We start from the raw sequence: 23,831 nt of genomic DNA, 5'->3' as shown, positions 1-23,831 counted from the left end.
TATGAAAGATGGGTCTTTAATTATTTCTCAATTTAAAAGAAGCATCACGGTAACCAGGTCTCATTGGCGAAGTCTCTGTTCCATCAAAACGATTATGAATAGCAAGCAATTCTGAAGGCACAAATAAGAATACATAAGGTTGTTCTTCATAAATAATTTCTTGCACTTTAATGTATAATTCTTTGCGCACCTCTGGATCTAGGGTTACACGAATTTCATCAATAATTTTATCCGATTCAGGCGTACCAAATCCCACTCTATTGGCACCTCCCTCTTTATCTGCATCCGTATGCCAAACTTGTTTTAAATCGTCCAATCCTGGTGTTTTAACCCAAGCCAAAGCCACCATATCAAAATTGCGCTTGTCAGCATCATCCAACAAGGTAGGAAAATCTACAGGAGTTAACCGTACTTCTATTCCAACTCTTGACGCTTCATCCATCAATAGCTGACCAATATTTTTACGCACTGTATTTCCTTGGTTGTATTTATATTCTATTGACAGGCTTTCCTTTTTTCCATCAATCATTTTATCCAAAATATTATCCCCATCTTGATCTTTCCAGCCTGCCTCAGCCAATAAGCTTTTCGCTTTTTCAATATCATAAACAATTTCATCCATGTCCTTATTATAATAAGGCTTTTTAGGATTGATTGGACCATTCGTCTTGATCGCCATTCCTTCAAAAATAGATTCAATCATTTCATCTCTGTTGATTAGATGAGCGATTGCTCGACGCACTTTTTTATCTCTAAATTGAGGACGCTTCATATTAAAGCCAATATAATGATAAGCAAATTGATCGGGCGTACTCAAATCAAAGCTACTATTAAACTTAGGGTCTTCTTTTAGATCAATAAATTTAGTAGGTTGAATGCTTCTAATAATATCCAATTGTCCATCTTTTGCATTTGTTACAGCAGCCGTAAGATCAGGAATTGTCTTATAAATAATTTTTGGAGGGAAAGCTTCTAACATTTTATTTCCTGTTACTTTATCTCCCCACCATTCTTTTTTACGCTCCAATACAACTCGCTGCCCCGTAGTCCATTCTACAAATTCATAAGGACCACAACCTTCAATTTGCCCAGGTTCTCTATTGTATTTAGGTTCGTTAAAAGATTCTGCAAAACGAACAATATTAGGATCTTTCATCAAAGCATCCATTTGAGTTGGGTCGCCCAGTTGTTTTACTGTATAAGTACTCATCAAACCTTCTGGATCATAATGATATTCGGGCAATACAAAGGGTTCTTGCCCTGACGACTCCTCTGCTCTAAAATAACGCTCTTTAGAATATATCGTAAACTTTTTATTGTTATTAGGATCGATTTCTATGTGGTCGATAAATTCAAAGTAAGGTCGAATTTGTGCACTATTAACTTTAGGGTTCTTGATTGTTTTGATGGTAAACACATAATCTTCTGCTGTAACGGGAGTTCCATTGTCCCAGGTGGCATCTGGATGAATTTCGTACACCAAAGACATTCCTCCAGCGTAATCACCATCTTCTAATGCCTGAATTTCAGGACGACTTACCGCCAATTGTGGACTAAGTTTTAATGTTCCTTGATTATACACCAACAATTTACAATAAATGTTGTTTTGAATATATAGAGAATTAGCGGCACTAGATGTTAATGGATTCATACCATCTGGATCACCTATTTCATGAATGGTTAATTCAGCACTCCCTACTTTAGTTTCATCTTTGACGCCATCTACTTGCTCTGTATCAGTTGAGGCGGTCTCACAAGCAACTATTACAGATAATAAACTAACCGCAAATCCTATCTTTTTAAAGGGTTTGAAGATTTTCATAAAATTAATTCTTTTATTTGAATGAATGGAGATTGTTTTAAGTCTTAAAGCTCATAATAGGCTTTTGCGTTTTAAATGTTTCTACAATTTTCATTTTAAAACATCTAAAAATTTAGGTATTGAACAATACACATTTAGCCAACAAGTCGGTTACACATATAATTAATTCATAACCAACCCTATACACATGTTTGATAAAAACATATATATCAAGTTAAAGAACTCCAATTTTAATAGTATTATTTAACAATTGAAGCAAATATAATTAATTATTCTTCAAAATCATCAAATAAAATGTTGAATATTAACCTTTTTTTGAGTCATATCTTTTTTGTATAAATATCATGAAAACAGTACTTATTACAGGTGGAACGGGCTTATTAGGAAAACGTATTAGTTTTTTATTGGAGCAAAAAGGGTATAAAATCCGTCATCTCAGCCGATCTGAAAATTTAGGTGCGGACTATCCAGCTTATCAATGGAATCCCCTCACTCAAACGATTGATCTAAGAGCTTTTGATGACATCTATGGGCTTATTCATTTGGCAGGAGCTAATATCGCAGCTGCTCGTTGGACCAGCAAACAGAAAAAAATAATCTTAGAGAGTAGAATCCAGTCTTCTCAACTACTCGTTGATAGTTTACAAAAAATAAAAAACAAACCTGCTGTTGTTGTTGGTTGTTCTGCCATAGGTTATTATGGGAACTCAAGTACAACAATACCATTGAGCGAAAATTCCCCTCAGGGCAATGATTTTATGAGTGAAGTTTGTCAGAAATGGGAATCGTCTATCGCTCCAATCCGCCAACTAGGCATCCGAACCCCTATCATTCGAGTAGGTATTGTGTTATCTACCCAAGGTGGCGCACTTCAACAATTAAATAAATCTTACCCATTTCGCTTGGGTACTTATTTTGGGAATGGGCAACAATACTATTCATGGATACATTTGGATGATATTTGCCAAATTTTTATAAAAGCTCTAGAGGACAAAAATATGTCTGGAACTTACAATGGTACAAGCCCTTTTCCCGCCACCAATAAAACCATTGCTCATGCCATTGCCCAAGTTTATAAGCAAAAAACATTGATCCTTCCAATTCCTCGTTTAGTAGCCCAACTGCTTATGGGAGAAATGTCTGCCATTGTCCTTAATAATACTCCTGTTATTCCCCAAGCCTTACAAGAGCTCAATTATTCGTTCCTATTTCCTGATTTGGATTCAGCGCTAAAAGATATATTCGATCGAAAAATCTAAACTTCCAACAAATCCCTAATAAACAACCCAATATATACCCTTTAGTCTATAATAAATATTTTATTATTATAAATTGCAAAAAACATCAGGCTTCTTCTGTATTTTTTTTATCTTTATGTAAGATATAGTAACTTTTTTTACATTTAGTCGTTTAACAAGTGTATTTCTCTTATAATCAAAACAACCATCCCTCCCAAAAACAAAGATCTGATTATCAAAAGGAAATCACTTTATAATTTTAGTTTCGAACTTCCTAAAAACATAAATTTTATAATCTCGTTCGTTAAACTAGATTCCAGAACTCCCCAAATCTTTTAAGCATTCCTATTTTATAAGCACAATACCCCCTAACACATTATTACCTACTAATAAATCCTAATTTATTATTTTTTGAATTTTAGTAAAGTACTCCCCCAATACCATAATTGTACTACTACTTAATTTTGATAATAGTCTATTTTATTTTTGTAAAAAGTAATAATATGTTCCATTCAATATTTACTGGATTTGTCCTAACGTTAGGAGTTATTTACAGCACTACTGCAACTCCATCCCTAAATCAATCTCACCAAAGTAGCAGCAATTTGACCATACGAGAAGCACTCAATAAGGCAATGCGGCAACAAACCTTAACTCAACGTATTGCAAAGGTGTACTTGGCACTAAACAATAATCTCTATGAACCTAAATTCTACCAAGAGCGTGACCAAGCAATTGAAACCTTTCAAAAACAATTGGATGAATTAAAATTTTATACCCCAACCGATAAAATAAAACAGGCTATAAAGAATGTTCAAGAATTATGGACAGACTATCAAAAGATAGCCAATTGGTCTATTACCAAAAAAGGAGCTGAAAAACTACTCGCACAATGTGATAATATACTACATGCATCCAAGCATTTAGTCGCTAGTTATGAAGAGTACGCTCAACAATTAGGAGAATTATACAGAAATAGTCACTTAATAGATGTTGTCCGACTCATCAAAGAAACAGGAACTCAACGCATGTTGACTCAGCGGATTATGTTATTCTATTTAGCGGCCAAACAAGATATTGCAAAAGAAAACTCAATAAAAAAACTACAGAACACCTCTAAACTATATAGTGCTCTTGTCGAAAAATTGGCTAGTGCTGAAATTAATTCATCTGCGATACAGCTAGAAATCAAAGAAATTCAAAAATATTGGTTGGGGCTAGAGAATTATATTCAATTTTTTAACGAAGATCCTGCTTATATCAATAGTATGTTGTTACTTTCTGATGAATTAACTCAAAAAGCAGATCAGGTATCCTTATTATATCAAGACCTTGGCAAAAAACTATCCATTGGCAAGTCGCTCAATGTGATTTCTTACCAGAATATGCTTACGCAACGCATTGCTAAGTCTTATATCGCAATCACTTATAAGTATTCCATATCTAAATATAAAAGAGAACTTATTGCGAGTATTGATCTTTTTGAGGAGCAAATTAATTCTATGCAACGCTCCGCTCAAACCGATGAAATAAAAGAAGCGATCCAAGTAGTTAATCTTATGTGGAAAAACTACAGAAAACTTGCCTTAGATTGGCAAGATATGAGTGATATAAAAGCAGGAAAACTATTAGAACAAAGCCATGTGATCATGGCTTCTTGCGACCGTGTGGCTCAGGCCATTGAAAACTATGCTCAAACCATTCCCAAATACCAATCCTTTTATGAAAAAAATGGAAAAGAGGTAGACGACAAAAATAACATTGCACAACAAGTTTATAGAATCGGTTTACAACGCACCTATTCTCAGAGAGTTGCTGTTTATATTATTATGAATACCTTAGGAAAAGATTCTCATTTGTCGCAAGAACGCCTCAATAATTGTATCAACAATTATCAAAAAAATTATGACTTACTAAACTCCTCCTCTATCAACACACCTCATATTAGTCAAACCTTGCATCATAGTCAAAAAGAATGGACGACAATTGTAGATAGCTCTAAAGAAAGTCCAGCAGAAACCATTGTATTTGTATTAGAGCATAGCGACCACCTATTCTACAAGTTAGACAAACTCAACCATTTATACGAAGAGCTAATGGATAAGTTAATCACTCAGTAAAGGAAAAGAAATTTTACCAAAAAAAACGAATTTGGAGCATTTTAAAAGTTTAGTTGTATATTAGGCGTTTCTTAAAACCTAATATATTCCTATACTCAATGAAAGTTTTCAAATATATTATACTCTATAGCATAATACTTTTGAGTTCATCGGTTGCCAAAGGTCAATCCCAAGCTTACTTAGATAGTTTGGTGGCTACGCTAGATACAATCACCCTGCCTATCAAAAAAGCTGAAGTGCTAAATAAACTGGCCGTTATTTATGGTCGGATAGATCTTGACAAAGCAATCAGCTATGCTCAAAGAAGCCTTGCTTTTGTGCCTAAAGAGGAAATAGAAAAACGAGGGCATGTTTACAATACTTTGGGAGGCTTGTTTGCCCGAACAAGACATAAAAACCAAGCCATCAACCACTTAGACACAGCAATTAGTTTATATAAAAAAATAGACTATCAAAAGGGGCTAGCAATGATCTATGGGAATATTGGTGCTATTTATGCCGAAAGGGATGAGTTTAAGAAGGCCCTCAGCTACATCCAAAAGAGTATGGCAATCAATGAAAAGCTGGGTAACCAAGATGGAGTTGCCCACAATTTAACGGGGCTAATCAGCATCAATTTTGTACAAAAGGATTTTGAGGTAGCCCTTGTTAATGGAAAAAAAGCGTTATCCATCCAAACCAACATTGAAGAGGCTATAAAAAGGGCAATAAAAGATGATCCCAAAACAGTTTCGCCTTATATTATAACACAAAACCAATATGCCCTTGCTCAGAGCTATCTAAATCTTGCCAAGAGTTTTGCCCAATTAAAACAAGCAGATTCTACCATTTGGCATTATAATGAATCCCTTAAATATTACCAAAAAATAGAAAACAAAGAGGGAATTGCTTTTATCTATGAGGGGTTAGGTCTATTTTATAAAAAAAACAACCAACCTGCCTTAGCCCTAGAGTATATCCAAAAAGCATTGGAGTTGGAGCAGTATATCAATTTCGAAACTCGAAGAATCATTCTTCAGAATAGTTTGGCTTCTATCTATTTGAACAGCAAAGATTATGAGAAAAGTATAGAATATTATCAAAAAGCATTAGATGCAGCCCGCAAAGCAGACGTCAAAAGTTATCAAAAAGATGCGCTCTATGGCTTAGCAGAATCTTATGCTGCCTTAGGCTCCTATAAAACTGCTTTTCGCTACGAAAAACAGTTTGCCACCATTAAGGATTCTGTACTCAATGAAACCAAACAGAAGCAACTCAAAGAGTTAGAAATAAAATATGAGACCAACAAAAAAGAACAAGCCAATATTGTATTGGTTCAAGAAAGGGACATTGAACGGCTAAAAAATAAACGAAACAGGCTACTTATTTATGCTTTTACTCTTGTCCTTATATTGGTTCTCCTTGCTTCGTATTTCTTTTTGCGAGCCAACAAAGCTCAATCCTTACAACAAACAACTCAACTCAAGCATCAACTGTTAAGGAATCAAATGAGCCCGCACTTTATTTTTAATGCCTTAATTGCCATTCAAAGCTTTATGTATAAAAGTGATGTCAAAGAGGCTGGAAGGTATTTATCTTCTTTTGCTAGATTGGTTCGTGCTATTCTCGAAAATTCGAGAAGCGAATACATTACTTTAGAAAAAGAAATTCAATGGTTAGAGAACTATTTAAAACTGCAATTGCTACGGTTTGATGGTAAGTTTGAATATGACATTATTATCGATTTAGATTCTGACACCTACTCGATTTTGATTCCTCCCATGCTAACACAACCTTTTATAGAAAACGCATTGGAACATGGCCTAAAATCCATTGATTATAAAGGAAAACTAGAGGTTGTTTTCAAAATAGAGGATGACTTACTAAAAATAGAAGTAATGGACAATGGAATAGGCATAGAAAAAAGTAAAACTACGCCTAAAGATGCCGCTTCCCATACTTCTTTGGCTACAGTTATTACAGAAGAACGTTTGAGTTTCTTAAATAAAAAAAGACCCCAAAATATATACTTTAACATTAAACCACTTTCTTCAGGGACATTGGTTACCTTTTCCATCCCTCTGAAGTACATTTAACTTATGAGAGCACTAGTAATTGACGACGAAAGCAGAGCTAGAGAAACCATCTGCCAAATTATAAAGTTATACACTCCCGAAATCAATGTGATTGCAGAAATTGACAATGTCCAAGACGGAATTACTGCCATTCAGCAGTATCAACCCGATCTTATCTTTTTAGACATTCAATTGGGCGATGGGAATGGATTTGATATACTCAAAGCTGTAGACAACACAAATTTGAATGTAATCTTTATTACCGCTTATGATGAATATGTGCTTAAAGCGCTAAAAGTATCAGCTATTGATTATATCTTAAAACCAATTGATCCTGATGAGTTTATTTTAGCTGTAGAAAAAGCTCAAAAAAAAATTTCGCAAGAACATATAAAAGAAAGACTTAACTTTTTTATTCAAAATATGGAATTGCCCAATAAATCTATCCAAAAAATAACACTCAAAACAGCGGATAGCATCCATATTGTAAAAATAGAGGATATTATTTATTGTCAGGCAGATCGAAATTATACCACGTTCTATTTTGTTAATGGGCAGGAGATTATTGTTTCAAAAAACCTAAGGGAATACGAAGCGCTACTTCCCTCCAAAAACTTCATCCGCCCACATCATTCTTATTTAGTTAATCTAAATCATATTGTCCGTTATGACAAAAGTGATAGAAATGCATTAATTAGTATCAATGACCATAAAATCCCTGTTTCTACCCGTCGCAAAGATCAAATCATTCAATTCTTGAAAAATATAGGATAGACCATTTATCCACTTCTTGATTCTTGAAGACTTATGCATTTAGTATAGGTCTTTTTTTTTTTGAGCTTACCCATATACACCAAGTAAATCTTCATTTGTCCTCTATTATAAAACACCTATTCATTTATTATTAGCAGTTATACATCCGTAAAGCAAGAGAAGATAAAACCACCTAATTTTGGGTATTCAATCAATAATTATTTTCTTATTAACACCAATAAAATGCTTTACAAAAAAACGCAAATCATTCCCCTATTTTTATTTCTGTTAAGTTGTCTATTCTATACCAACCATACATTAGCGATTACACGAGTTGTCACGAATACGAATGACAGTGGTACGGGCTCATTGAGAGCTGCTATTTCTAGTGCTGTATATGCTGATACAATACGATTTAGCCCTTCTCTCTTAAACAATGGTAATGCTACTGTTACTCTAAACTCAGAAATTGAAATAAACAAGCCCATTATTCTTATAGGACTTTATAATCAAAGTGACACGGTCTTTATCAGTGGTCAAAACTCCAACCGAATTTTTCGCATCAACTGCACCACGAACTATCATGGTGTTTTTATGGATAGTATTTGCCTTATTAATGGCAACACCCAATTTTCTGGTGGCGCAATCTACTACTGGAAAGCAAAAAAACTGACCATTAACCATGCTATATTTAAAAACAATACTTCTCAGGGTGATGGTGGTGCGATTGATTTATTTAGCTCAGGCGTTAGTGGTACTCATGACTTACATTTGGAAGTATTAAACAGTACCTTTTCTAATAATACAGTCACAAGTTCTAGTGCTGCTGGTGGTGCAATTGGTCTTAGTGGTTATAACAACAACCAATATACCATTGATATTAGTTACTGTACGTTTATTTACAATTCAGCAGGATCAGGCGGTGCTATTGGACTCAGAAATCATAGAGGAAATACAACCTTAACGGTTCGAACCTCTACCATAGCCTATAATAATGCAGGTAATGGTGGTGGTATTTATGTAAAAGATGGTCTTTATGCGCCAAGAACACATGCCAATGTCTATACCTCTACAATCACCTACAATACAACAACTCATTCTGGTGGAGGAATTTATTATCAAACTTATTTGGGCTCTGGAGGTAGTAGTAGTTCTTATAATTATAAATTGCGTGTCTCTAGTAGTATTGTCGCATTTAATAATACAGATGATGTATTGTGTAGAAAATATTACAATGTTTGGGGGCCTTATAATTTTTATTCTTCTAATAACTTATTTAGTGTAAGCACGCTTTCAGGGGTTAATGCTAATCAATTGGGCATTACTCCCGCTGCTCTAAATTTGGGTCCCTTGCAAAACAATGGAGGCAATATGTTGACCATAATGCCAGGTATTGGTAGTGTGGCCATTAACGCAGGAAGTTCTTTTGATCTTTCTGATGCTCAAAATGGTCCTATAGAAGGTGGCAGAAGAGATATTGGTGCAGCAGAATATAAAGTATGTGTTGCCAATGCTAATACAGGCGTAGATTCTATAGTGGCTTGTGATTCTTTTACTTGGATCGATGGTAATACTTATACCACTAGCAACAATTCGGCTACACATACCCTGACCAATGCTATGGGCTGCGATTCTGTTATCACTTTAAACCTTTCTATTAATCACAGTTCTAATAGTATTGATACACATACCGCTTGTGATTCTTTTACTTGGATCGATGGCAATACCTATACCACTAGCAACAATTCGGCTACACATACCCTAACCAATGCCATGGGCTGCGATTCTGTTATCACTTTAAATCTTTCTATTAATCACAGTTCTAATAGTATTGATACACACACTGCTTGTGATTCTTTTACTTGGATCGATGGTAATACCTATACCACTAGCAATAATTCAGCTACACATACGCTGACCAATGCCATGGGCTGCGATTCTGTTATCACTTTAAATCTTTCTATTAATCACAGTTCTAATAGTATTGATTCGCACACTGCTTGTGATTCTTTTACTTGGATCGATGGTAATACCTATACCACTAGCAATAATTCGGCTACACACACCCTGACCAATGCCATGGGTTGTGATTCTGTTATCACCTTAAACCTTTCTATTAATCACAGTTCTAATAGTATTGATTCGCACACTGCTTGTGATTCTTTTACTTGGATCGATGGTAATACCTATACCACTAGCAATAATTCAGCTACACATACGCTGACCAATGCCATGGGCTGCGATTCTGTTATCACTTTAAATCTTTCTATTAATCACAGTTCTAATAGTATTGATTCGCACACTGCTTGTGATTCTTTTACTTGGATCGATGGTAATACCTATACCACTAGCAATAATTCGGCTACACACACCCTGACCAATGCCATGGGTTGTGATTCTGTTATCACCTTAAACCTTTCTATTAATCACAGTTCTAATAGTATTGATTCGCACACTGCTTGTGATTCTTTTACTTGGATCGATGGTAATACCTATACCACTAGCAATAATTCGGCTACACATACCCTGACCAATGCTATGGGCTGCGATTCTGTTATCACTTTAAATCTTTCTATTAATCACAGTTCTAACAGTATCGACACGCACACTGCTTGTGATTCTTTTACTTGGATCGATGGTAATACCTATATCACTAGCAATAATTCGGCTACACACACCCTGACCAATGCTATGGGCTGTGATTCTGTTATCACCTTAAACCTTTCTATTAATCACAGTTCTAACAGTATCGACATACACACTGCTTGTGATTCTTTTACTTGGATCGATGGTAATACTTATACCACTAGCAACAATTCGGCTACACACACCCTGACCAATGCCACGGGTTGTGATTCTGTTATCACCTTAAATCTTTCTATTAACCATAGTTCTAACAGTATCGACATACACACCGCTTGTGATTCTTTTACTTGGATCGATGGTAATACCTATACCACTAGCAATAATTCGGCTACACATACCCTGACCAATGCTATGGGCTGCGATTCTGTTGTCACCCTAAATCTTTCTATTCAAACAATTGACACAACAGTAATTAGATCAGGCATAACTCTCCTTGCAAATGCAACAGGAGTAAGCTACCAATGGGTCGATTGTGGAAATGGGAATGCTCCTATCTCTGGGGCGACAGGGCAAAGTTTTGTGCCTACTGCAAATGGTTCCTATGCTGTACAAATAAGCAATGGTATCTGTAATTTTACATCTGCTTGCTTTAGCTTCACATCTCTTAATGTTTCCCCTGTTTTAGCACAAGAAAATGTTCGTATTTATCCCAATCCCACTACAGGAATGCTACACTTAGAAAGCACACAAAGTTCTTTTAGTAAACTTTACTTAGTCGATCATCTAGGTAGAATCGTTTTTTCTACAACAACTCAACAAAACAATACATCTATTGATATTCAACACTTAGAAGCAGGTGTATATGTACTTATATTGGAACAGGAACAACAACGTTCTTACCATCAAATTGTAAAAACAAATAAGTAATTAAGCCCCTTTTAACCTAAATAGGTCATCCTGTAGCTTTCAGGATGATCTATTTTTATGGTGTACAAACAGCTATTCATAAAGCAACAACAGTTATTCATTATTTATCAACACCTATACATTCCCTCCTTTTATATCTATAAGACCCACTAAATTTGTGCAATAGAAAGCAAATTTGCAAGCCCCAAACAAGTATCAATTATTTTAACAACCAATACAATAAAACATTTTTTATGAAATCGTTGACCATCTTATTAAGTACCCTTTTGTTTTTCGCATTATTCTCTTGTGGAGATAGTTCAGAATCAGCAACACAAGAACCCGAAGTAAAAAGCTTAAATTGTAGTGATTTAGACGATCAATATTTAGATTGGGAAGGCAAAGAAGTTACCATCAAAGCAATTAGCTGGGGTACGAGTAATACAGCGTCTGGAGATATTTACCTTAACTTAGGTGATGAAGTTTTGAGCGGCATGAAACAACCTAAAGTAATTGCTGTTTTTCCAGCAGATCAAGAAGCCACAGCCAAAGGAGCAGCCAAAGATAGCGAAGTAACAATTAAAGCAACTGTTAAAGAATCAAAATATGGTGCAATTTACTTAGCTAATCCTAGTATTTTGTAAGCCTCTACCCTATTACTCTTATTTTTATGTGCCAAGATAAATTGCTAAAAATGGAATATGGTTTTTCATTTTCAACAATTTATCTTGGCATTTTTTATTTAACAAGTGCTTACAAAGTCGTTTTAGGGGCTGTAACAGTCACCCACTTGCCAGCGGTATTTGCATAAATACTATTGTCATACATCGCCGAACAAGAAACATTGGGCATATAGAACCTACCTTGATAAGCCGCATTTAAGTAAAATTTATAATGGTAAGTTTTACCCATTGGCAAGTCAAAATAAGTATAAACTCTATCGTCTAGTACATTTTGATAATCCATTCTAGAACTACCTGAATTATCATAGGCTTCATTCATACGAGTATTGATGATTTCCCATCCTGCGGGAAAAACTTGATGCAAGGCCATTTCATCGTAATTCCCATTGATTCCCTTATGAGTTATATCAACATACGCAACAAAATTGGTTCCTTGTGCCAGATTAATAGGATCAATTTCCTCCCCATTCATTGTTTTGTAAGTTACTTTTAGCTCGATATTAGAAGCATCTGCTTTGGTATCATTTAATGGCGGTTGTCCTGTCATAATTACGCTTGCAAACAAAGGCGTTTTTGCTTTATTTTTAACCATAATTTTGCGTTGGTCAGCGGCATCGACATCAATTGAGTATTGAACAATCGGAGCTTTTTTGATGACAGCCTCTTTTTTTCCTTTCCCACCAATTTGATAAGCAAAAGGAATCTCCTTGGCTAACTTTTCGCCTCCTGCAAATTTTGCAATTGCCATAAGCGAATAAGCAACCGTTTGAGTAGCCAACCATTTGGGAGAACTAAGCTCTTTAGACATCTGCAACAATACATTTGCACCAGCAGTACGATTTTTTAAGAGGGTTAACGTTTCTAGAATCATTGCTTCATCTCTCAAACTAGAACCATAGGTATAGCTCAACTCTCTATAAGCAGCCACTTTAGTAGGCAAGCCTTGAACCAATTGTTTGGCTACTTCACGTTTTCCCAACAAAGCATAAGTCGCTGCCAAACGCCATTTTGCTTTTGCAGGAACGTTTTTAGCATTGCGCATTTTGTTCATCGATCCCAAATCTGGACTATTCGCCAATGCCAAAGTATACAGACGATAAGCTTGCATCAAAGCTTCCTGCTGATAAGCATATCGATTATTATAAACATTAGGACTATTGGGATTAATGACACGAGGTTGCCAATTCTTTGCCAACGTCTTTTGATAACGTTTCCAATTGTCCAACAAGCGTTTAGGAACAGCATACCCCTTGGTCTTAGCTTCCAATAAAAAATGCCCTGCATAATTGGTTCCCCAATCATTATTATCGGTTCCTCCTTGCCAATAAGCAAAGCCCCCTAAACCCGTTTGAAAATCCTGCAATCGTTTGATTGCTGCTCGTATATTTTCTTCGATTTCTTTTTCCATAAAAGGCTCCAAATTCATCAAATTGGCAACATACAATTGAGGAAAAACAGAAGAAGTTGTTTGTTCAATACAACCATAAGGATAACGAATCAGGTAATCCAAACGTTTGGCTAAATCAATAGGCGGTAGGGTTGAGATTTCCAACTGCGCTTTGTTCGTTCCTTCCATACCAATGGGTTCAATGTCCAAATCCCACTGCTTGCCACCATCCAAGACCAGTTGATGTACTTTGTTGGTATACGGATTAGGATTTCTAACGTCCAATTCAACCGCATAAGTCGCCTCTTCGCCTCCGCTTTTCACCTTAATGTTTACCTTAGCTATGCCTAATTTATCGGCAACTAATAAATCAAAATTAACAATAGCATCGCCGATTCGATCAAATTGAATCCGTTTCTTTTTAGCTCCTTGAATCTTGAACAAATCATTGGTTTCTATCGTTACCTCTACTTCCTTAATCTGTTCTTCCATTGCAAAAACAGTAACTGGTAATTTGACTTGCTCTGTAGGACTAAGCACACGAGGCAAGGTTCCCAAAACCATCAAAGGCTTTCGCACAGGTGTTGTTTTTTCATTTTTGCCATAAGCCCCTGCCTCAGCAGCAACAATCATGGTTCGAACAGACCCCACATAATTCGGCATATCCAAGGTATGTTCTACCGTTTGTCCCTTTTTGAGATGAAAAGGTCCTATGAAACGAACAACAGGTTTAAATCGATTTGCCTTTTTGCTATCTTCATCAACATCTGCCCCACCACCAATTGCCAACAATTGGTTGAGCTCATAAGCTCCTAGAACATAATTGTACATATCCCAGGTTTTCACGCCCAACGCTTCTTTTTGATAAAAATGTTCCCATAAATCTGGCGTTTTAAAACGAGTCAAATCTAAGAGCCCCTCATCCACCATGGCTATGGTATAAGTCATAGCCTGTTTATTTTCTTCTGAAACTTTGATGCGAACCTTAGAATTGGGCTCCAATACGTCCGCCATATCTAGAATTGGCATTAACTTAGTCTTAGGATCAATAACTTTGATTGGCAAAACACCATAGGAGCGAATGGGCAAATCATTTTCGACTTGTTCGTGTGGCTGCAATAGGGTTACATGTGCATAAATAGTAGGCGCCATCCCTTTCTTAGTGGTAAATTTTATTTTTTGAACCCCATTTTCATTCTTGATAGTGACCCATTGATGATCCACAACACTAAAGCCATTCTCCAAGGTCAACAAAGCACGCCCTGCTGCACCTGCTGGAACTTCTAAAACGACTTCTTCTCCCACCTCATACGATTCCTTATCCGCAGAGAAAGCCAGCATAGTCGCCCCTTGTTTATCGTTAAAGTTTTCATCATCCCAAGGAGAGCCTGCGTGAAAAATAATGCCACTACAATGCCCTGAGCCTTGATCTGCAACCCGAATCATATAACGTCCCCATTCTTTGGGGGCAAATTTCCAAATGGCCTCCCCTTTAGCATTTGTTGTCACTGTTGCTGTCTTTAATGCCCCCAAATGCTTAGACGTATTAAAGTTACTTATTTCATTATTTCGATCCCACCACCAATTCCATTTCACTTTATAAACCCCTATCGAGACCGTTTTATTCTTTAAGGGTTGTCCATTTTCATCAACGACAACCACTGCAATGTCATTATCAATATTTAAATCTAAGCTTTTATCATACTTACCTTTGGGGGACTTTATGCCCACATAAGAAGCATAAGGGGAATAAGGGATGCTAAAATTATCACTACTGGCATCTCCTCCTTTTTCATAGGCTCGAATGGTAAAACCTGCCCGCATAAAGCCAGAAGGTTCTTTTGCCAACTCTAGCTTTCCACGAACTTTCGCCTTTCCATTTTCATCGACATTGGAAGCAAAGATTGTCATGGGCAAATCATAATAAGAAGCTCTTGCGGGATCATCAAACTGATACCCTTCATAAGCTTCAAAACGAGTTGTAACAGGAGACAACTTAACATCAATCTGGGTTTGTAAATTAGAAGCAGGCGCCCCATGCAACCACTTGACCGACAAATCTCCAGCCAGCTCTGAATCTGAAGCCAATAATTTATCCTTGCCCAAGTTAAAATCAATTTTTAGACGATTAGGCTTAACTGTTTCGATTCGAATTCCTTTATAAAAAGTAGTTCCTCCTACATGAACTTTTGCCGACCAATATCCTGTTCCAGCATCACTAGAAGTTTTGGTTCTAAAGTCATACATGCCATAAACATTTTTGTTGGTCGTATACTTTTGGTGCAAATTACCTCTAGTATCATACAGTTCAAAGGTTATGGGATGCGCTGCAGGAAACTCCTTTCGTTTGTCCTCCAAAACAAACGTTAAAAACAAAGAATCCCCAGGACGCCAGACCCCTCGTTCACCATAAATTTGCCCTTTTAATCCCTTATAATCATTGGTGCCTGACGTTTCAAATTTTGACAACGATAAGGACTCTGCATCTTGCAAGCGCAAATAGCCTTTTTGATTTTGATTACTAACCACTACATAAGCAGGGCGATACTCCGTTTTAGTTCGAATAATACCATCTTCATCCGTGGATACTTTGGCCATACGCTGTAGCACTTTATCATAAACTTCTACCGTTGCAGAACGCACAGGTTCCGTCGTCTTTAGATCTGTTACCGCCACAAATAGCTCTTTATCCTTTCCTCGTTTCGCCAAGATTCCCAAGTTAGACCCCAAAACATTACGGGCAACAATACGGCTAGAAGTGTAATATTGGTCATAACAAGGATCTTTTCGTTTTTCATAATTGTAATACGAATAATTTCGATCTGCAAGAGTACGAATACTCACAATTTCCCCTTCTTCATTTCGCTCAGGTTCGTTGTCTACTGCTATCATTTCCGTTTCTTGCGCATCTGAACAATCCCAAATAGCATCTTTTTTAGAAAATCCTATACGCACTTGATAAATAGCCCCTTCCTCCTCTTTTACAATATCATCCAAATTAATTCCATATCTAACCCAGCCTTTTTGATTCGATTCAGGATTTAGTTGTTCTAAGGCTAATCTTTTTTGAGCAATTACACGCCCCACATGACGCATAGAGTAGGTATAATCCAATTCTCCTGACTGTAAAAACTGCAAGACATTGTCTTCGTATATTTTGAAAATTTCCACTTGGATGGCTCGCAGTTTTGTGGCTTCAAAAGGAAAATATAAGCCCTTAGTTTTTGGAATAATCACTCCATTTCCTACCAATCGAACGGCAGGTTTTATGCGATTAAAAGAAATGGGCCATTCTGATATTTTAGGAATAGCTGTTTGGTTAATACTTCGAATCCCTGCTGATACTCGTAATGTTCGATCCCCCTCTATATGATTGAGTGGATAAACCCGCAATTCATTTCCATCAATAACCTGCCTAAAATTGCTCCTGCCATTATAATCTCGATTTCTATAATTATCAATACTTATTAGACCATCTAAATTTTGCGTCTGTTGCAAAGGCAATGAAAAAAGCACTAAAACATAGGGCTCTTTATCGTTTTTTTCTTGAATCACTTTGGCACTAATAATTTCAAACTCTGTAGAAGGAACCTCTATTTTATTTTCCACCACTTGCTCCTTAACCCCTATTGATTCTCCATTCCAGCTCAATTGTAGTTCACTCCCCTCCTCAAAACTCTTAACGCCTTCTATAATAAAATTATGCGTTTTATTATTGCCAGAATGCTCCCAACTTACTGTAAATGTTCCTGTTGAATTATCAGATTGTTTAATATTGAGCATCTGTTCTACTTGGCTTGGAATTGCAGCATCATAAGTACGAACCGTTCCCAACAAACGCATTTTAGATAAGTCCGTCAAACTCTGTTCTCTCAAACCTCGTATATCCACCTCATAACCTTGTTGTATAATTTTAAAATCAAAATCTAAGGTTGCCAATTCTCGACTAATATCGGGATACACTTTTGTTAAATTAGCTTTCGCACTATAATATTGCCCCGCAGGCAGCCACTCTTCGGGAGTAAAAAGCACCGTTTGGCGATCCTCCCATATCGCAGATCCTTTAATAGCAGGTTCAAAACTTAATAAATCATCCGAAACCGCACTGCCTATCTTTTGAGCAGAGACAATATCATTGGCAAAGCGGACTCGAATAGCAGAAGTAGCAGAGATCATCCCTGAGGTGTAAGCACTTACATAAAACTTATATTGAGCATTGGGCTCATTAAAAGAAGTAATACCATTGCCCTCTGTAGGGGTATTTTCCTTGGGTTGACAAGCGGTTATCCCCAGTAGTAATAACAAGCTTAGAATTGTACAGTAGTGCCTCATAATTATTGTGTTTTATTTCATTGGTATATTTAGGAAAAAATGATCTAGTCTATTTATAGTAATACTCCGCTGATTAGTTCCCTGTGGTCATGAGATAGTTTTTTAGTGCGCTTTGCTTATGATCGCTTCACTCATTATTCCCTGCGGTCATGAGCGCTGCGCTTAGTTGTTCCCTACGGTCATGGGATAGTTTTTTAGTTTTTCAACAAAAACATAAAAAAGCGCCTCACATCAACCTACTAATCAACCCCTTAACACTTTTATTAGTAAAAATTTATTTTGCTAATTATCAGATTGATCCGATTTTCTAGCAGAATAATGTTTATAGTTAATCCCTTCTAAAATACTTTATATCTTGCTATTTTCCAACAGATAAAGTCTTTGATTGAGTATTTGGTCTATATCTATTGTTATTTGGCTTGTTAAAAAACAAAAAGCCTGCTTGGTTGATCAAGGCAGGCTCTTTTTATATTATTCCTTAGAAGCATTAGGATCAAGTCCAGCCTCTTCCACCTCCTTTCACTTCGTCATCACCAGTATGTTCGTAGATAATTTCAATCCAATCGCTAGGTATACTGGTAAAAAAGGTAGTTTCAGCAGCCAAAGAGCCTACTACCGCAATTACGTTTGCCGTTGCCAAAGAACCTGTATCCAGCAATAGTTTAGGTTTTTGGTTCGCATGAGGAGGCACTCCAATAACATCCTCCGTTATTGCCACTTCTTGCAAGCCTCCAGGCACAACAATTTGATAAACATTTTGGTTGGCACCTCCAATACCTACACAACCATAGCCCATACAGCCAATATCATTGCCAGTGGCAATCTTGTTGCTACCAGCCTTGTTTCTAATCCAATCTTCATGATAGGCAACAGGACCAAGCCCTTCTCCAAACCAACGTTGAACTTCGGCTCTAGCCTCTTCAGTAGTCATTATAGTTCTAGCCGTAAATCCTTGACCATTTGTAATCTGTTTGGGCATGCGGCTGTCCCCTCTATAATAGGTTCCAATGGTATCCGAAGGATATTTTTTGACAATTTTCTTTGTTCTCAAGAAAACATCAATATGTGCAACTCCTTCTTCGTCGGCTCCAAATAAAAAGAAAGCAGCTTCACTAAAAGAATCGACCTCGCTTAGTTCCTGTTTTAATCGGTCTAAATAAACCTCTTTTTGAGCATCTTCTGCGCCTCGATAATGCACTTTAAGACCAGCCAATAATTCATCTGCTGAAATGGTAGCCAAATCCATATCATCTTGTGCTAAAACCTCACAAAAAGCTCTAGCCTGATCGACCATTCCAGGAATGGTTAATCTCAGACCTTCCTCCACCAATGCATATTTAGCTTCAAAAAATCTTCTTTGCTCCCTATTCTCCAACTGCTCAATGGCGGTCAACCATTCTCTCATTCTTAATTCAAGCTTTTCTACCAAAGCAACATCAAATGGACTTTCCTGAAGTGCTGTAAACTCCTTCATAACACGAGTATAGGTTTCGCCCAACTCTTCCATTTCTTCCGCTGAAATTCCCTCGTTGACGTATAGCGTCCTCATGAATTCATCCCAATTATCAACAGAAGTTCTGCCATCTAATTTAGCTAAAATATCTGCCACCAACTGTTCTGGGCTAACTTCATCAGGCACTTGAATTCCTTGGCTTCCCAGCTCAAACACAAGCATTCTTCCCCTTTTTTTCTTTAATTTATTTATCGCTCTTATTAATTTTTCGTTAGGCATATACTATATCTATTTAATTCTAGTTAAAACAATGCGTATAGGGTAGTATTAAGTTTGGATTAAGAAAAAGAGAAAGCCATTATTGCCCTCAATTCAGCAATACTTTCTAGAATAGCATGAAAAGACAAAGAGGTTGCTATTTTTTCAACATTTTTAACTAATCTCAAAATTTCATCGTGCAGAGGTTCAGAAGGGTTGTCACCATATTCATCAAGCATCTCTACAATTTGGTCTACATCACGTTCCAAGATTTGATCTGCCTTGATTATTTTTTTAGTTCCTTCTAAAATTTGCTCCATTTTTGCAGCATGCTGTGCCAATCTCTGCTGATGGTCATTGCTTAATAAGCCATAATATTTTTGCCATTTAAGAATGTGTTTGTACAACTTCTTTACCTCTATTGAATTATGCTCATTGGCTCGTATTGTTTTGAATTTTTCACTAAGCGCTGTAAAATTTGCCGCCAAATCTTGCGCCGAAGGAGTAGCGTCTACCTCAGTACTAGCCGTTTCTACCGCTGCGCTTTCCTGATTTTCATCCAAAACAGGTTCAAATTCTAGAATTTGCCCATTTTTAGCCGCCAGTTCATAGCCAATTTCTTTAACGTCACTAGCCAAACTGTTCTTCTTGGTTTGCCCCGAAACCGTCACCCCTGTTTTCACCTCCATGAAACAAGTATCTCCTTCCGTTCTAGAATGCTTAATTTCTCCTGTAGCATAGCCTTTTATTTTTCTGCTCAATTTGTCTAATTCTTGCAAAAAATAAACCTGAGACGCTAACAACTCTACATTCCCCCCTTTAGCTTTGGTCAATTCCTTCTCTAATTTTTTTAATTGATTGGTCAATTCAATTCCAATAGGAAAAGCCCCTCCATAAAGGAAGTATTGTTTCTTCCCCATATTTAGATACATAAAATCCTGATAGCCTTTAGCATCTAATTTGGAAGCACTATCCTTAAATAGTTTTTCAGGCTTGGCAATTTTTCCCTTCTCTATTAGCTCTAGAGCCGCTCCCATTATAACCGCATCACTATTAAATGCCCTAGCGAGCAAAGCCTCTTTACCTTTCAAATCCTTTATTGTCATAAATCTAAGTATTGGATTAGTCGTATAAATAGTTTCATCTGCTAGAAGATAAAAAATAATCCCTCTTTAAAAGTTAAAGGAGCCTTATCTTTTATACAAAAAAAAGCAATAAAAAAGGATTGAAGCGATGAGCTTCAATCCTCTTATACAATATATTGTAACAGTATTTAACTATTTTATCATTCTCCTGCTCCTGATTTTTTGCGGAAACCAATTGACTTCTTATTAAAAATATCATCATCATGGCTTAATTTGAGCGTTGCTACATCTTCATAGGTAATAAGATTAATTATGTTAGGATTTCGCTCCTCGCTAGGTACAGAAGCCAAACGCAAACTTTGGTTCTTAACAATATCATTAATAATGTTTCGAACGGTTCTTGCATTACCAAAATATTTATCTCTAAATTCGTACAAGAAATCTAAGTATTTGGTCAAATGCTCCTTTGCATCTTCATTTACCTCCAATCCCTCTTCTTCTAACATTTGAAGGGCAATTTGATACAATGAGCTACTCTCATAATCCTCAAACTTTAGAATCTTATCAAATCTAGAACGAAGTCCAGGATTTGCTTTCAAGAACGTCTCCATATTATCGGGATACCCTGCTGCAAAAACAAAGAATTCTCCTCGACTATCTTCCATTCGTTTCAAGATGGTTTGAATCGCTTCGTTTCCAAAATCAGAACCACCTGCTAAACTACCACTGCCTGTACTCGTCAAAGCATAAGCCTCATCAATAAACAAAACGCCCCCCATTGCCTCATCAATTCGTTCTGCTGTTTTGATTGCAGTTTGACCAACATAACCAGCTACTAAGCCTTGACGGTCGGTTTCAACCATGTGCCCACGTTCTAAAACACCAAGTGCCTTGTATATTTTGGTTAAAATCCTAGCAACAGTTGTTTTCCCTGTTCCTGGGTTTCCAACAAATACGGTATGCAAGTAAAATTTATTGAGTACATCTCTACTGCTTTCACGATAAAAACGAACCAAGCTTACCATCTCGTTAATTTCCTTTTTGATATTGCTGATGCCAATCATGTGATTGAGTTCATCCATTGCCATCTCTAGCAATTTCTCATCAATAGGAAGGTTGGGCAAGCGTTTAGGGCGTTTAATTTCAATTTTTTGGACATCGTCCACTAAAACCGTTTCCAATTCCTCTTTGCCAAATTGCTTAGGATCATTATCGTCCATAATACGTAGTCCCAAGGCAATTTTAGCCTGATCGATCAAATCGTAAACAAAACGAGCATTGCCAAAAGCACGATCTCTATTTCGATACGCCTCGATAATGATTTCATCAATCATCTTTTTAGCTTGTTTCTCTAAGACAACATTTTTCTTGACACAAGCATATTGAGAAATAGCAGATAGTTCATGTGGTAAATAATCGCTAAAGGTAAAATAAAGCTTAAATCGAGACTTTAACCCAGGGTTAGAAGTCAAGAAGTGCTCCATTTCTTTTGGGTAACCAGCGACAATCACCGCCATATCTCCCTCTCCATTAGACATTTCTTTTACCAAAATTTCGATAACCTCTCGACCAAAATCCTTGCTGTCATCATTAGAACGAGCCAAAGAATACGCTTCATCGATAAACAATACTCCCCCCCTAGCTTTTTCTATAGCCTCCTTGACCTTAGGGGCGGTTTGTCCAATATACTCCCCCACCAAATCCACTCGATCAACTTCATGTACATGTCCTTTAGACAATAAGCCCATGCTTTTGTATAATTTGCCCATCATTTGAGCCACAGTTGTCTTACCTGTTCCTGGATTTCCAATAAAAACAGAGTGGATATTAATTTCTTCTTCTTCTTCAAAGCCTTTCTCTCTACGCAACTGCAGAAACTGAAGATAACTAGCATGATCTCTAACCTGTCTCTTGATGTCTTGTAGACCGATTAATTCATCCAACTTAGCCATTACATCCTCAAAATTAGCATTTTCTACGGCTTCTTCATTTAAAACAACGGGTTGGTATTGATTGGGCAAAACAGCACCTGCTACTCCTTCCTCAAACTCCGTATCTACCTCAAATGGAATAACAGCCAACAATTTATCCATAAATACAATTTCTGCGGTATAATTGTCTTCCGTCCAAGAACCTTTGATGTTGGATCCCCAATGCATACTCAACTCAATAGATTCATCGTCCTTATCTACATGGTGGAGCTTCATCATCTGCCCTTTGAGCTGACGGCTTCCATTATAAAATTTCACAAAAATTTCGCAATACCAGCTTTTACTAGGTAAAAGATTTTCGAGACTAATTTCAGTATACACATATCGTGTTTCCTCTTTTGAAAAGACTTTGTAATAAATACGATCTTCCTTAGGAACATCGTCATAAGGTCCCTCGTATAATTTGAGCGACTTAATATTGACATAAGCATTAGGTTCTGGGTATTTTTCGGTACTTTCTTCTATATAAAAATACTTAGTTGCGACTTTCTGTCCATCTACATAAGCTTCCCAATAATACGTACCTTTCTTCCAAAAAGCGCCAAACTTTTTATTGCCCCACCCCTCTCGAATGTAGACGATATTATCGTATTTGCTAACTTTTCTGTCAAAATTCAGATCACAAAGTTCTTTGCGCCCTTTTTTGAGGGAGTAACACTTAATGTTAATCTGAACATTCCAGTCCTCATCATCAAATAATTTATTATAAAAGGATAATTCCGCATAAATATAGGTAGCCTCATATCGGTCAAATACTTGCCGATACTTCTTTTTATTGTCTGCTAACCACTCTGTAGAACAATAAACCTTTAAATCTCTGAATTTATATTTTGTAAAATTAGGATCAAGAATTCTTGACATGGTTATCTATTTTGTTTTGATAACAAAGTAATTTAAATATATCTTTATTATCTGTTTGATATTTATTTGTTCTTAAAGGGGATATTTTTGTTAATTGATGAATTGTTATTTGGGTGTATCTCAACCAATCATTTTAACTAATACAAGATAACAAAAATAGCTTACTTTCAAGTTTATCTACAACACATTTTTTAACTTTTTAGTTTTCTTAACATCCTTATTCCTCAAAAAAATAATGTAACCATTTCCCCAAATCGCATTATATCTATAACCCAAATATAATTTAATCACATTTTTACCCC

Annotated in this window: 11 protein-coding genes; 6 read left to right on the top strand and 5 right to left on the bottom strand. The window is 36.5% G+C overall.

Annotated features, from left to right (window positions below):
• Positions 1–16: 16 nt before the first annotated feature.
• On the bottom strand, positions 17–1,822 hold the full coding sequence (locus tag AsAng_RS28530; protein ID WP_264790564.1) for an ABC transporter substrate-binding protein: 1,806 nt from the start codon (positions 1,820–1,822) through the stop codon (positions 17–19).
• 344 nt (positions 1,823–2,166) lie between these two features.
• On the opposite strand from AsAng_RS28530, the gene AsAng_RS28525 reads away from it, so the two are divergent.
• The 6 genes from AsAng_RS28525 (at position 2,167) to AsAng_RS28500 (ending at position 12,123) form a co-directional block, all read left to right on the top strand.
• On the top strand, positions 2,167–3,081 hold the full coding sequence (locus AsAng_RS28525) for a TIGR01777 family oxidoreductase (protein WP_264790563.1): 915 nt from the start codon (positions 2,167–2,169) through the stop codon (positions 3,079–3,081).
• Positions 3,082–3,563: 482 nt separating this feature from the next.
• Positions 3,564–5,180, top strand: coding sequence for a type IV pili methyl-accepting chemotaxis transducer N-terminal domain-containing protein (locus AsAng_RS28520; RefSeq protein WP_264790562.1), 1,617 nt, complete (start codon positions 3,564–3,566; stop codon positions 5,178–5,180).
• A 98-nt stretch (positions 5,181–5,278) separates the two neighbouring features.
• On the top strand, positions 5,279–7,255 hold the full coding sequence (locus AsAng_RS28515; RefSeq protein WP_264790561.1) for a tetratricopeptide repeat protein: 1,977 nt from the start codon (positions 5,279–5,281) through the stop codon (positions 7,253–7,255).
• Positions 7,256–7,258: 3 nt separating this feature from the next.
• Entirely contained in the window at positions 7,259–8,008 is a 750-nt protein-coding gene (locus tag AsAng_RS28510) for a LytR/AlgR family response regulator transcription factor (RefSeq protein ID WP_264790560.1), read from the top strand.
• A gap of 222 nt (positions 8,009–8,230) precedes the next feature.
• Positions 8,231–11,500, top strand: coding sequence for a T9SS type A sorting domain-containing protein (locus AsAng_RS28505; protein WP_264790559.1), 3,270 nt, complete (start codon positions 8,231–8,233; stop codon positions 11,498–11,500).
• A 233-nt stretch (positions 11,501–11,733) separates the two neighbouring features.
• Entirely contained in the window at positions 11,734–12,123 is a 390-nt protein-coding gene (locus tag AsAng_RS28500) for a hypothetical protein (RefSeq protein ID WP_264790558.1), read from the top strand.
• A 109-nt stretch (positions 12,124–12,232) separates the two neighbouring features.
• Here the strand turns inward: AsAng_RS28500 and AsAng_RS28495 are convergent, their stop codons facing one another.
• From AsAng_RS28495 to AsAng_RS28480, 4 genes are all read right to left on the bottom strand, one after another.
• Positions 12,233–17,881, bottom strand: a complete 5,649-nt coding sequence (locus AsAng_RS28495; RefSeq protein ID WP_264790557.1) for an alpha-2-macroglobulin family protein — start codon at positions 17,879–17,881, stop codon at positions 12,233–12,235.
• 493 nt (positions 17,882–18,374) lie between these two features.
• Positions 18,375–19,613, bottom strand: a complete 1,239-nt coding sequence (locus AsAng_RS28490) for a hypothetical protein (RefSeq protein ID WP_264790556.1) — start codon at positions 19,611–19,613, stop codon at positions 18,375–18,377.
• Between the two features lie 59 nt (positions 19,614–19,672).
• The gene (locus AsAng_RS28485; RefSeq protein WP_264790555.1) at positions 19,673–20,698 is read right to left on the bottom strand and encodes a hypothetical protein; all 1,026 of its coding nucleotides are present in this window, start codon (positions 20,696–20,698) and stop codon (positions 19,673–19,675) included.
• Positions 20,699–20,877: 179 nt separating this feature from the next.
• Positions 20,878–23,529 carry an AAA family ATPase gene (locus AsAng_RS28480; RefSeq protein ID WP_264790554.1) on the bottom strand — a complete coding sequence of 884 codons (2,652 nt, stop codon included), beginning with the start codon at positions 23,527–23,529 and terminating at the stop codon, positions 20,878–20,880.
• Positions 23,530–23,831 lie beyond the last annotated feature (302 nt).

The sequence above is a fragment of the Aureispira anguillae genome (genome assembly GCF_026000115.1).
Classification (GTDB): Bacteria; Bacteroidota; Bacteroidia; order Chitinophagales; family Saprospiraceae; genus Aureispira; species Aureispira anguillae.
Note: the sequence above shows the minus strand (reverse complement) of the source record. Positions and strands in the feature narration are given on the sequence as shown.